Raw genomic sequence first — 12,360 nt, 5'->3', positions numbered from 1 at the left:
TTTCTTTTATTTGTATTAGTTTACCATAAATACAGAAACATTTACACTACGACCCGACATTATGGGTCTTAAATAAACATTTTTACCAGTCAGACAATTTAATTTTTCATTTCATATTTTCAATCGGCTCTGCTACTTCAGATAGCGTTGCTTTCTGCTGGTCTGCTAGATGTAGCTTTTCCTGCACCGCTTCTGCGACTGCTCGTGGTACGCCAACTTCGACGATCTCGTCAACACTGGCTTCTTTAATCTTAGTTAGAGATTTGAAGTGTTTCATGAGATTTTGCTTGCGTTTTGGTCCCAATCCTTCAATACCATCTAGCTGCGATGAAAAGGAATTTTTAGAGCGGAGCTGGCGGTGGAAGGTAATAGCGAAGCGGTGGACCTCATCTTGGATACGCTGAAGTAGGAAAAACTCCTGCGAATTGCGAGATAATTCTACAACCTGCAGAGGATCACCAAAGAGCAATTCATGAGTCTGGTGCTTGTCATTTTTTTGCAGTCCAGCGATGGGAATATCTAGTCCCAGCTGATCCTGGATAACTTCTTTAGCGATATTCACTTGACCCTGTCCACCGTCAATGACAATCAGATCAGGCGGAGTCAGTCCATCCCGAATCACCCGACTATAGCGTCGCTTGATGACCTCTCGCATGCTGGCATAGTCATCTGGTCCTATTACTGTCTTAATCTTATACTTGCGATAGTCCTTCTTACTTGGTTTACCATTGACAAAGACTACCATAGCCGATACAGGACTGGTCCCCATGATGTTGGAGTTATCAAAAGACTCAATACGAACAGGCGTTGGAATGTTAAGGAGCTGCCCTAGATTCTCAATAGCACCTTGAGTCTTTTCAATAGATTTTTCCAAGAGGTCAAATTTCTGCTGGAGGCTGACTCGGGCGTTTTTGATAGCCAGATTGACCAACTGCTTCTTCTCGCCTCGCTGAGGCTTAAGCACCTTGGTATCCACCAAAGCCTTCACGGCTTCTTCGTCAATATCTGCTGGAATCAAAATTTCATTGGGCTTGAGGTGAGATTTTTCCTGGTAGAACTGGCCGATATAGGTCAAGAAATCCTCGTCAGGATCATTGTAATAAGGAAAAAGATTGACATCGCGCTCAATTAGCTTGCCCTGACGGACAAAAAAGACCTGTACGCACATCCATCCCTTGTCCACATAGTAGCCAAAGACATCCCGATTCTGCAAATCCTTGGCCATAACCCGCTGCTTGGTTCGCAAGGTGCCAATGGACTGAATCAAGTCGCGGTACTCTGCTGCCTTTTCAAACTCCATAGCTTGCGCTGCGCCAGCCATTTTCCCCCGTAAATCCTCAATAATCTGGTCATCCTGACCCTTGAGAAAGGCCGCTACCTCCTGGGCCAGCTCTTTGAAATACTGGCTGTCTACTTTGCAAATAGTGTGGGCCTTGCACTGCCCCAGATGGTAGTAAAAGCAGACCTTCTCAGGTGGATTGGTACACTTACGAAAAGGAAAGAGCCGATCTAATAGCCGCTTGATTTCATTGGCTGCACCTACATCGGGGTAAGGACCAAAATAAAGTCCGCCGTCCTTTTTGACTTGGCGCGTGATAATCAGGCGCGGATAGGTTTCGTTGGTAATCTTGATAAATGGATAGGACTTATCGTCCTTGAGCATGATATTGTACTTGGGCTTGTTTTCCTTGATTAAATTAATCTCCAGAAGCAAAGCCTCAATATTAGACTCAGTAACAATAAACTCAAAATCGACAATCTCTGATACCAGAGCCTCCGTCTTGGTATCATGACTGCCACGGAAATAAGAACGAACCCGATTGCGAAGATTCTTGGCTTTGCCGACATAAATAATAGTACCGTTTTTATCTTTGTGAATGTAACAGCCGGGACTGGTCGGCAACAGTTCCAGCTTTGATTGGATTAGCTTATTCATAGGTCTATTATAGCAGAAAAGAGGCCGAACCGCCTCTTCTTATTATTGTAACAACAAATCCAACAAGTCTTGATAAGATTGGAGAATGTAGGTTGGTCTAGCCTGTGTTTGATTCGTCAAACCCTTCGGATTATACCAAGCCGTATCAATTCCAGCATTGTTACCACCGGCAATATCAGCAGTCAATGAATCCCCAACCATCAAAGCCTGGCTCTTATCAAAAGCTGGTATCTGCTCTGCTATTTTTTCATAAAACAAAGCTTCAGGCTTCTGAGTCCCCATCTGCTCCGAGATGAAAATATGGTTAAAATAGGGCGCAATGTCGGAATGGGCCATACGGCCGGTCTGAATAGCTGTGATGCCATTGGTCGCTCCGTAAATCTCATAATCAGCTGCTGTTAGACTGTCCAAAAGCTCGCTGGCTCCTGCGTAAGTCTGGCCTTGCTGAGCAATATGCTGCTGATAGAGAAGGGCTAACTTGGCGCCATCCTTCTCAATGCCAAAATGAGCAAAAAGACGAGAAAAGCGCGTATTGACAAGCTCAGGCTTGGTGATTCTTCCCTGCTCCAGATCCCGCCAAAGCCCCTTGTTCATGGGAATATAATAATCTTTGTAGGTCTGAATCTCCGTCACGCCCTGTTCCTCCAAAAACTGAGTCAAGGCGATGTCTTCTGCCGTATCAAAATCCAGCAAGGTATGGTCAAGGTCGAAAAGTAGAAATTTGTATGACAAGGTTGAAATCCTTTCTGTAACTGTAGTAGCTTCATTATACCACAAGCCACAAAAAAACGAGAGTGGGACAGAAATCGGTAATTCGTTAGAATTCGATTTCGTCGTCCCACCTCCGCACAGTTGAGTTGGGCTGTAAAAGCTGATGGAATCAGCGTAGTAGAGCCCACTCAACCACTGCGTCTTGCTCGACAATCCAAAGACAATTGAGAGGCTAGGACTTTTGTCCCAGCCTCGATTCACATTTTATTTCACCACTGGAATCCAAAGTTCCATTTGATAATCTGGGGAATACATGTCTCCCTCGGTGTAAACTTCAAAATCTGGTGCTCCTGAGTGGCGATAGCCAGTTTCTGGGCAAAAGACTTCCAAAACGTATTTCCAAGCATTGTGAATGCTAGCTGGTATAGCCCCCTTAACTGGTACGATAGCATATTCAGCTTCTGCGATTTCCCTGATTGACAGACCTAGTTCTTCTGCTTTAGCTTTATCCGTCACATCATAAGCAGCCATATAGTTGATAATTTCGCCTTCTTTGACATCCGAGCAGATGCCAAAGGATTGACCACTGCCCAGATTCTCTAGGCTTTCAAGGCTATGATTGGCATAGAGTTGATCCCAAGCAGTTGGGCACTGGCTATTGTCAATAGCTTCCAATAGGACGCCTGCTACGGTAAAAGCAGGTTTCTTTTGAATCTTGATATCCATGTTTTTTCCTCCTGTAATCTTTAAGGATAATTGAAGTCTAGGAAAGACCCGATAAGGTTTTCCATTTCGAACTTCTGAGGGGGTCGCACCATGGAATTTCTTGAAGGCTGCGCTGAAGGCATCCGCAGACTCATAGCCGTATTTCAGTGCTATGTCAATGACTTTCTCAGAGCTTTCCCGTAAGTCCGTCACAGCTTCTGACAACCTGCGATTGCGCAAGTATTCCGCCAAAGTCATATCTGCTAAGATAGAAAAGAGCCTGCTAAAGAGAGCATAAGAATAGCCTGATAGCTGCTGAAATTTCTGCAAATCCACTTCTGCGTCTAACTTACTTTCCAGGTATTCCATGGTTCGATTGAATTGATGCATCATATTCTTTTTACCTCACAAAAGATACTAAGGCCGTTAAAAACAAAGTGAAAATAAGAAAATTAACGGAGGGGCTCCTGCTCCGAGAAAATCTTATCTTTTTCACACAGCTTTTTGGCCATGTTCAATTCTAACTATAGTCTAGCAGATCTAAGGTACTTCCGCCCTAGAATTTTTGTACAAGATTTAGAGGGGAACTCTACAACCTATCCCGCAGCTTCTCCACAAAGAGATAAGCCGCTGGGCAGGTCAGGGTATTTTTAATTGTCAGATGATTAATCTGATGAATCTTCTTACGGTCTGTATGGGGAAATTCTCGGCAGGCCTTTGGACGGACATCGTAGATCGAGCAGAGATTGTCTCCACCTAAAAAAGGACAAGGCATAGACTTGAAGACCTTGTCACCGTCTTCGTCCACCTGTAGAAATTCCTCTTCAAAAGCCGGAAGCTTCATCTTAAAATACTTGGCAATACGGACAATATCGGCTTCCTTAAAGTCTGGTCCCAGCGTCTTACAACAATTGGCGCAGGCTGTACAGTCGATCTCTTCAAAGACCTCATCATGAATTTGCTGGGCAATCTTATCGAGGTTTTTTGGTGGTTTTTTCTTGAGACTGGCTAAAAATTTTCGATGCTCTTTCTGCTTTTGCAGGGCTAGTTGGTGGTACTTTTCAAGATCGATTTCTTGAGACATATTTTACTTTCTAATTATCTTTTTAGTGTTTATCATCAACACATCAAAAAATGAGATGACCCTCAGTCAATCTCATTTTTCTGAGTCTTTTAGATCTTAGCATTTGAATTTTTTTCGTCGAGACTCCATGTATCCTTCATGTTTTCCAAGAAGTCATTGATAGTTTCTTTGTCACCTTCAATGGACAGTATATAGACTTTATCATCCTTTTGGAAAACCAATGTATTAGCAAGTTGTCCTGACTTCAAGATGATGTTAAGTTGAAATGCTTCTTGGCCAGATACGGTATTCTTAGTTCCCCACATCTTTTCAAGATTATCTTTTTGACTCCAATTATAAGCTACACGTTGAGCAATCGTTTCTGCATTGAAGGTCTCACCCTCACCTACTTCTGCCTCTGACTTAGAAATAGCATTCATAGTAACGATATTATAGGTAGAGCCATCGGTATATTGAACGAGTCCCTCAACATCTACATCGACAAATTTAACCCAATTACTAGGAATATCGATATAGCCAAACTCAGGAGAGCCAACTCGTTTTCTTTCTTGATTGGCTTTGCTCTTGCTTTCCTTAGAAGAAGAGTCTGAACTATCCTTTTTCACTTGAACACTTGAACTGGTCGATGAGCTCGTTTGTTCACTTTTTTGTTGAGATTTTGCACAAGACATAAGTGTAAGTGAAGTCAATACAAGGACTGCACCAAGTAAGTACGATCGTTTCATGATTTTCCTCCTTTTTGGAACATGTTACCTATGGATTTAAGAGATTATTCATCATCCATACTCAGGACACTGAGGAAGGCTTCTTGTGGGACTTCGACAGATCCGATAGCTTTCATCCGTTTTTTACCGGCTTTTTGTTTTTCTAGGAGTTTGCGCTTCCGGGAAACGTCACCACCATAACACTTGGCCAAGACATTCTTACGCAGGGCCTTGATGTCAGTCCGAGCCACGATTTTCTGTCCGATAGCGGCCTGAATAGGTACTTCAAACTGCTGACGAGGAATGATTTTCTTGAGCTTGTCTACAATCAGCTTACCGCGCTCATAGGCAAATTCCTTGTGAACGATAAAACTGAGAGCATCAACCTTGTCACCATTGAGGAGAATATCCATTTTAACCAGCTTGGATGAGCGATACTCGGAGATTTCATAGTCAAAGCTAGCATAGCCACGGGTAGAAGACTTAAGCTTATCAAAGAAGTCAAAGACGATTTCAGCAAGCGGAATTTGATAGATGACATTGACCCGATTATCATCGATATAGTCCATAGTCACAAAGTCACCGCGCTTGCGCTGAGCCAACTCCATCACAGCTCCGACAAATTCCTGTGGCACCATAATCTGCGCCTTGACATAAGGCTCCTCGATGGAATCAATCTTAGTCGGGTCCGGAAACTCGCTCGGATTGGACACATCAATCGAGGCACCATCCGTCATATTGACCTTATAGATAACGGACGGCGCCGTCATAATCAGATCAATATTAAATTCACGCTCCAAACGCTCCTGAATGACGTCCATGTGCAGCAAGCCTAAGAAACCACAACGGAAACCAAATCCTAGCGCCTGTGATGTTTCTGGCTCAAACTGCAAGCTGGCATCGTTTAGCTGAAGCTTTTCAAGCGCCTCGCGCAGGTCATTGTATTTATTGGACTCGATAGGATAGAGACCAGCAAAAACCATCGGATTCATCTGCTTGTAGCCGTGCAGAGGTTCTGCGGCTGGATTATCCGCCAAGGTCACTGTATCTCCGACCCGGGTATCCTGTACCGTCTTGATAGAGGCTGCGATATAGCCAACATCACCTGTAGCTAGAAAATCGCGGCCAATAGCCTTAGGCGTAAAGATGCCGACCTCTGTTACATCAAAGGTCTTGCCATTGCTCATGAGCTGAATGGTATCTCCAGGCTTGACCACACCGTCCATAACCCGTACTTGCAGGATTACCCCACGATAGGCATCATAGACTGAGTCAAATATTAAGGCCTTGAGTGGTGCTTCTACATTTCCAGTCGGAGCTGGAACTTTCTCCACAATCTGCTCTAGAATATCTTCAATCCCGATACCAGCCTTAGCAGAAGCTAAAACTGCTTCGCTAGCATCCAGCCCAATCACATCTTCAATCTCAGTTCGTACTCGTTCTGGATCCGCAGCTGGCAAGTCAATCTTATTGATAACCGGCAGAATTTCCAAATCATTGTCCAGCGCTAGATAGACATTTGCCAAGGTCTGAGCTTCAATCCCCTGAGCTGCATCAACAACCAAAATAGCCCCTTCACAGGCCGCTAACGACCGCGATACTTCATAGGTAAAGTCCACGTGTCCCGGGGTGTCGATCAAATGGAAAATATAGGTCTCCCCGTCCTTTGCGGTATAATTGAGCTCGATAGCATTGAGTTTAATGGTAATACCGCGCTCGCGCTCCAAGTCCATGCTGTCCAAGAGTTGGGCCTGCATTTCCCGGCTGGAAACCGTCTCAGTCGCCTCCAAAATCCGGTCAGCCAAGGTTGATTTTCCGTGGTCGATATGGGCAATGATGGAGAAATTGCGGATCTTCTCCTGACGTTTTTTCAAATCTTCTAAATTCATTTTTTTCATCCTTTTAGGGTATTCTATTTATTATAACACAAGACCCGCGATTTTTCCTATAGACTCAGACTTTCTCAATAAATTATGCTATACTTATCACAGATTAATATTGGAGATAAATAATGATTAAATTACTTGCACTTGATATGGATGGAACTCTTTTGAATTCTCAAAAAAAGATTAGCCAAGAAAATATCTCTGCCATCCATAAAGCTATAAAGGCTGGTGTGAAACTGGTCCTTTGTACAGGCCGGCCTCCTTTTGGTGTTCGACCGTATTATGAACTTTTAAGCCTAGCTCAAGAGAATGAATATGTGATTGTTGACAATGGCTGTGCCATCCACCAAACCAGTGATTGGAAGGTAATAGACTCAGTCGCCTTGGATAAGCAAGATATCCACTACCTCTATAGCTTAACCCAAGATAGCTCCATCCAACTTACCTTATTTGACGAAGAACACTATTTCGTTGTCGGAGAGACACCAAGCCCTATCGTGGTTCGAGACACAGGCTATGTTTTTACCTCACCCACTGAAATCAGCCTTGAGGAGGCAGTTAGTGGTAAGTATACGATGTTCCAGGCCATGTTCTTAGCTGAAAAAGAGACAGTCGATTTCTTTGAAGAAAAATATGCCTCTGATATCTGCCAGCATTTCAGCGGTGTACGCTCACAGGATGTGATTTATGAAGTTATGCCAGCAGGTATCACCAAGGCATTTGCATTAGAAAAACTAGCCCAAAAATTAGACATCCAAGCAGAGGAAATCATGGCTCTTGGCGACGCCAACAACGATCTTGAAATGCTTAAATTCGCAGGTCTAGGTATTGCCATGGGAAATGCAAGCGACTATGTTAAATCGCTTGCTAATGACGTCACTGACTCCAATGACGAAAATGGGGTAGCAAAAGCTATTGAAAAATATCTTCTAAACTAAAAAAGTAGGCGAGACCAACCAAAAAGGTAGGTCATCATCTACTTTTTTTCTATGTTCATCTGTAGTTCTTATATCCTTTATATGATTTTTTACTCAAGTTGCCTAAAAAGCCTGAAAGTCGCTTGACGACTGGCTTAGCGTTGGTTACAATATATCTACAATTTATTTCTTGATACTGTTTTCCAGTTATAAGAGAATAATATAACCTTAACCTTTCCAGGAGGAATCTATGAAGAAAATTTCACTCTATAGTTTAACTGCCCTATCATTTATCGTCTTAGCTGCATGCTCTGCGAAATCGACTGAAGAAACATCTTCATCATCTTCTTCAGAAGTCACTTCATCAGTATCTACTGCCAAAAAAAGCAAATCAGCTGGTACTTCTCAAGAAGATGTTATCAATGAGCTGAAATCAATATTTGATCCAAATGGAAATTCTAAAGATTTTGATATTAAAGTTGAAAAAGATGTAAAAGACGAAGCTTTCCCGAATGGACATACCGTCATTACAGCTTCTATCAAAGGTGATACAGCTGCTGGTACTAAGGAAATGATGGCTGCTTTTGATAATAATACTGCCACAGAAGAAGACAAACAAATCCTGCAAGGTTTCCGTCAGACTATTGCTGACATTGCACAAAAATTACCAGACGACACCACAACCATTGCATTCCAATACGAAACAAAACCAAACGAATATCGTGTGATTGCTCATTCTGGAAAAACTAAAGATATCATCCCTACAACAGTCAAATAAGCGACTCCTTCTCTTTGCCATTCATTAAAAATTGGCAAAGAGTTTTTTATTGACTTACTTTAAACGACATCCCCTTTCCAAGACATCATGCCTCCAGAAACATTCACAACATCATAGCCTTTCTTTTTAAGCTTTTTCGCTGCTAATCTGCTACGAACACCTGAGTGACAAATCACATAAAGCTTCTCTTCTTTTGACTGCGAATAGCGTTCGATTTGCCCTAAAGGAATATTTAGGGCTCCCTTGATATGCCCTCTGTTATATTCAGATGGAGTTCGAACATCCAGTAACTTAATATTCGTCTTCAACCTTTTCTCTAATTCTGCCGTTGAAATACTTTCAACTTTTGTAAAAAAATGGAACATATTCCCTCCTAATAATCTTTTTTTCAATTCTATTCAATCATTTCAATACTTTAAAGTCAAGGAAACGGTTTCCCCCATCATCTTACTTATTAAAATACAGCTAGCAAAACAAAAAATGGGCTCTCTGATTTCTCAGAAAGCCTTTTGTTTAGTGGTTTTATAACCTTATTTAGCGATTGGGTAAACAGAAACTTGTTTTTTATCGCGTCCTTTGCGTTCAAAGCGAACTACGCCTTCAACTTTTGCAAACAAAGTATCGTCTCCACCGCGGCCAACGTTTACACCTGGATAGATGTGAGTACCGCGTTGACGGTAAAGGATTGAGCCACCTGTAACAGTTTGACCGTCAGCAGCTTTAGCACCAAGACGTTTCGCTTGTGAGTCACGTCCGTTAGATGTAGAACCTCCACCTTTTTTGTGGGCGAATAATTGTAAGTTAGCAAGATTCATTTTTAACATAATGTTTTTCCTCCGTGTTAGTTTTCTGTGATAACTCTTGTTTGGACGAACTCTGATGAGTTCTCCGATAGGTTTGCCATTCCTAAGAAAAAGGATTCAAAGAAAAGCTGAGTCATTTCTCTCTGGTTCGGTGCAATATCTTTTGGGATTTCAACCCGTAAGAATCCACCTTGATCTTCGTTTAATTCTAAGGTCGGTTCATAGCCCGCAAATTTTTCAATTGAATTGACAAAATTTATGGCAAGCGTCGAAACCGATGCACACACGACATCAAAGCCGTATTCGCCGCTTCCGGCGTGTCCAGTAATCTCTGCACATCTCAGTTCGCCATCCTCAGCTCTCTCAAAGACTGCGTGTATCATGTGTTCTCCTGAAAATTAAGCGTTGATCGCGTTGATGACAACCTTAGTATATGGTTGACGGTGACCTTGTTTACGGTGACTGCCTTTTTTAGGTTTATATTTGAAAGTAACAACTTTCTTTTGTTTACCTTGTTTTTCAACAGTTCCGACAACAGTAGCTCCGGCAACAAGTGGAGTTCCGACAACAGTTTTTTCACCACCAACAAGAACAACTTCGTCAAAAGTAACATCTTGACCAGCTTCAACGTTCAATTTTTCAACGTAGATTGCTTGACCAACTTCAACTTTAACTTGTTTTCCGCCAGTTTTAATGATTGCGTATGTGCTCATTATGCACCTCCTATGATTTTTTTGGGGTTTCCCCCGTATTTTTGTGAAGACTCGCCTAGCATCGTGGGACGAACCACTTTATACTCACTATGTGAGCAACGATGTTCGTGCGGTTGCACAGGAACGTGCATAGTCAACTCTCTAAGTATAGCACTTCTCTTCCCTTTTGACAAGCCTTTTTACCCAATGAAAACGGATTTTCAACTAAATATCCTCATTCTATACTTCCTTTTATTTCAAATATACAATCTGCCCTTCTTGATTAACATGAACCTCAATATCTATCGGAGGCTTTAAATGTTTTTTAGCTGATCTGGCAAGACTTTTATTACTATCTGAAACATTAACCTCTCGCTCTTTCCCATCAACGTTAATAGTAAAGGTAATACGAGAATAAGTAGACTTACTTCCTCCGGTCTCGGTATCAACACCAGTAACTAAAGCCGTTTTTAGCTCGGTTATCTGATTAGTAAAATAATGATAACGCCAAATACCATTTGAAATTCGATAGCCTTCATAAGCAGGAAAGATAAAAAATATTAGAAAAAGGCCTGTTATTGTAACAAATCTAGCTCTGCCTTTACTTTTTTGGCTTTCACGTATGGTATTCCATTTATTTCTCATGGACTTCTTGATAGAGCCAGATTTCTTAATATCTTTATGATATCCCCAAAATAAGAAAGCATACAAGCTTAGGAAAATCTGGAAATGAACTAAGAGACCAAGTAAATAAGTCTAACTGGGTATTCCAAACAGCAAAGCATTATCTTGCCCATCTCTCCAAGACAATGCTCGTATGAGCCCACTCAAGAAGTAATCCCACTCATTCATAAATATCCCCTTTTATCTTCAGCATCAATGGATATAATCCCAGATTCTTTTAGTAAAAAGCTACTTCTATACTCTTACAACAGCTCCTCAATCAGCTCGTCAACTTCATCAGTCTCTGCTTGTGGTCTGATCTCAGTAATCATGATGCCTGCAACGGCACGCTCTACCAAACCTTCAACATCTAAGCGAGCTTCGTACTGCTCCGCATTCTTGATCTTCGGATTGGTTTTAGGCCGGTCTGGTGCAAAAATGGTACAGCAGTCTTCAAATGGCTGGATAGAGATTTGGAAAGTATCGATTTTTTCTGCAATCTCAATGATTTCCAGCTTGTCCATGGTCACGACTGGACGGATAACCGGTGTATTGGTTACAGCATTGATAGCCTGCATACTCTCGATAGTTTGACTAGCTACCTGACCTAGGCTTTCTCCGTTGATAATGACTTGAGCCCCCCGTTCCTCCCGAATCCGATCCGTAATACGCATCATAAAGCGACGAGTCAGGGTCATCAGGTAGGCTTCAGGAGCCTTGGCCTTGATTTCCTCTTGAATCTCTGTGAAAGGAACTTCGATAAACTGGATGTTGCCACCAAACTTGGTCAGTTTTCGTGTCAAATCTTGAGCTTTTTTCAACGCACCTGGACTGGTGTATGGAGGACTGGCAAAGTGAACCGCCTCGATATCTACACCACGCTTGAGAGCCAGATAACCAGCCACTGGTGAGTCAATCCCACCCGACAACATGAGCATGCCTTTTCCTGAAGTACCGACTGGCAGTCCCCCAGCACCACGAATCGTCTCATAGGAGATATAGGCCGCTTCTTCACGAATTTCGACACGCAACTCAATATCCGGCGCTTTCATCTTGACCTGAACATTAGGAATGGCCATAAAAACAGCGTCTCCCAGAGTCTGGTTAAGCTCGCGACTATCTAACTCAAAGCTGTGATCACTGCGCTTGCTGGTAATCTTAAAGGTCATGCCTTCCTGATAGACTTGCTTCATGATGGTTTGAACAGCTTCAATCAAGGCTGGTACAGACTTTTTAACCCTATAAGATGGAGAGAAATTCTGAATCCCAAAAATCTGCTTGAGTGATTCAGCGACCGGCTGATAGTCTGTTCCATGCAGATAGATATGAGTGCGGTCACGGTCAGCCTTGACATGAACCCGCGGATAGATTGATAAGACTGATTGGATATTGCGTTTGAGTTTGTTGATAAAGCGCATGCGGTTCTTGCCCTTGGTTGAGAGCTCACCGTAGCGTACCATAATTTCTGAATAATGCATTGT

At 42.4% G+C, this 12,360-nt stretch carries 14 protein-coding genes and 1 other annotated feature; of the genes, 2 read left to right on the top strand and 12 right to left on the bottom strand.

Annotation, left to right across the window (positions count from 1 at the left end):
• Window positions 1-106 precede the first annotated feature (106 nt).
• The 6 genes from uvrC to lepA all read right to left on the bottom strand — a co-directional run bounded on the left by uvrC (window position 107) and on the right by lepA (window position 7,029).
• Window positions 107-1,936 carry an excinuclease ABC subunit UvrC gene (gene uvrC / locus PCY06_RS06645; protein ID WP_048778614.1) on the bottom strand — a complete coding sequence of 610 codons (1,830 nt, stop codon included), beginning with the start codon at window positions 1,934-1,936 and terminating at the stop codon, window positions 107-109.
• A 42-nt stretch (window positions 1,937-1,978) separates the two neighbouring features.
• Window positions 1,979-2,668, bottom strand: coding sequence for a YjjG family noncanonical pyrimidine nucleotidase (locus PCY06_RS06640; RefSeq protein ID WP_048778612.1), 690 nt, complete (start codon window positions 2,666-2,668; stop codon window positions 1,979-1,981).
• A 243-nt stretch (window positions 2,669-2,911) separates the two neighbouring features.
• Window positions 2,912-3,745 carry an AraC family transcriptional regulator gene (locus PCY06_RS06635; protein ID WP_048778609.1) on the bottom strand — a complete coding sequence of 278 codons (834 nt, stop codon included), beginning with the start codon at window positions 3,743-3,745 and terminating at the stop codon, window positions 2,912-2,914.
• A 196-nt stretch (window positions 3,746-3,941) separates the two neighbouring features.
• Window positions 3,942-4,436 carry a YkgJ family cysteine cluster protein gene (locus tag PCY06_RS06630; protein WP_045773754.1) on the bottom strand — a complete coding sequence of 165 codons (495 nt, stop codon included), beginning with the start codon at window positions 4,434-4,436 and terminating at the stop codon, window positions 3,942-3,944.
• 89 nt (window positions 4,437-4,525) lie between these two features.
• Window positions 4,526-5,161: a hypothetical protein gene (locus PCY06_RS06625; RefSeq protein WP_082307747.1), complete on the bottom strand. Its 636-nt coding sequence runs from the start codon at window positions 5,159-5,161 to the stop codon at window positions 4,526-4,528.
• A 44-nt stretch (window positions 5,162-5,205) separates the two neighbouring features.
• The gene (gene lepA / locus PCY06_RS06620; protein ID WP_061601858.1) at window positions 5,206-7,029 is read right to left on the bottom strand and encodes a translation elongation factor 4; all 1,824 of its coding nucleotides are present in this window, start codon (window positions 7,027-7,029) and stop codon (window positions 5,206-5,208) included.
• 122 nt (window positions 7,030-7,151) lie between these two features.
• On the opposite strand from lepA, the gene PCY06_RS06615 reads away from it, so the two are divergent.
• Both PCY06_RS06615 and PCY06_RS06610 read left to right on the top strand, forming a co-directional pair.
• Window positions 7,152-7,964 carry a Cof-type HAD-IIB family hydrolase gene (locus tag PCY06_RS06615; protein ID WP_082307748.1) on the top strand — a complete coding sequence of 271 codons (813 nt, stop codon included), beginning with the start codon at window positions 7,152-7,154 and terminating at the stop codon, window positions 7,962-7,964.
• A gap of 229 nt (window positions 7,965-8,193) precedes the next feature.
• Window positions 8,194-8,721, top strand: a complete 528-nt coding sequence (locus PCY06_RS06610; RefSeq protein WP_008808966.1) for a hypothetical protein — start codon at window positions 8,194-8,196, stop codon at window positions 8,719-8,721.
• 59 nt (window positions 8,722-8,780) lie between these two features.
• On the opposite strand, the gene PCY06_RS06605 is transcribed toward PCY06_RS06610, so the two are convergent.
• The 6 genes from PCY06_RS06605 to thiI all read right to left on the bottom strand — a co-directional run bounded on the left by PCY06_RS06605 (window position 8,781) and on the right by thiI (window position 12,357).
• The gene (locus tag PCY06_RS06605) at window positions 8,781-9,086 is read right to left on the bottom strand and encodes a rhodanese-like domain-containing protein (RefSeq protein ID WP_082307749.1); all 306 of its coding nucleotides are present in this window, start codon (window positions 9,084-9,086) and stop codon (window positions 8,781-8,783) included.
• A gap of 165 nt (window positions 9,087-9,251) precedes the next feature.
• Window positions 9,252-9,545 carry a 50S ribosomal protein L27 gene (gene rpmA / locus PCY06_RS06600; RefSeq protein WP_003032879.1) on the bottom strand — a complete coding sequence of 98 codons (294 nt, stop codon included), beginning with the start codon at window positions 9,543-9,545 and terminating at the stop codon, window positions 9,252-9,254.
• Window positions 9,546-9,562: 17 nt separating this feature from the next.
• Entirely contained in the window at window positions 9,563-9,907 is a 345-nt protein-coding gene (locus PCY06_RS06595; protein ID WP_012000277.1) for a ribosomal-processing cysteine protease Prp, read from the bottom strand.
• A gap of 15 nt (window positions 9,908-9,922) precedes the next feature.
• Entirely contained in the window at window positions 9,923-10,237 is a 315-nt protein-coding gene (gene rplU / locus PCY06_RS06590; protein ID WP_009754237.1) for a 50S ribosomal protein L21, read from the bottom strand.
• 37 nt (window positions 10,238-10,274) lie between these two features.
• Window positions 10,275-10,362: a sequence feature (ribosomal protein L21 leader region), on the bottom strand.
• Between the two features lie 106 nt (window positions 10,363-10,468).
• Window positions 10,469-10,861 carry a hypothetical protein gene (locus PCY06_RS06585; RefSeq protein WP_225791200.1) on the bottom strand — a complete coding sequence of 131 codons (393 nt, stop codon included), beginning with the start codon at window positions 10,859-10,861 and terminating at the stop codon, window positions 10,469-10,471.
• 281 nt (window positions 10,862-11,142) lie between these two features.
• Window positions 11,143-12,357 (bottom strand): tRNA uracil 4-sulfurtransferase ThiI, encoded by a 1,215-nt coding sequence (gene thiI, locus PCY06_RS06580; RefSeq protein ID WP_061595826.1) that lies wholly within the window; start codon window positions 12,355-12,357, stop codon window positions 11,143-11,145.
• Window positions 12,358-12,360 lie beyond the last annotated feature (3 nt).

This window comes from Streptococcus sp. SG1 (assembly GCF_030439935.1).
Taxonomy (GTDB): domain Bacteria; phylum Bacillota; class Bacilli; order Lactobacillales; family Streptococcaceae; genus Streptococcus; species Streptococcus gordonii.
This window is presented reverse-complemented; position numbering and strand designations above follow the sequence as displayed.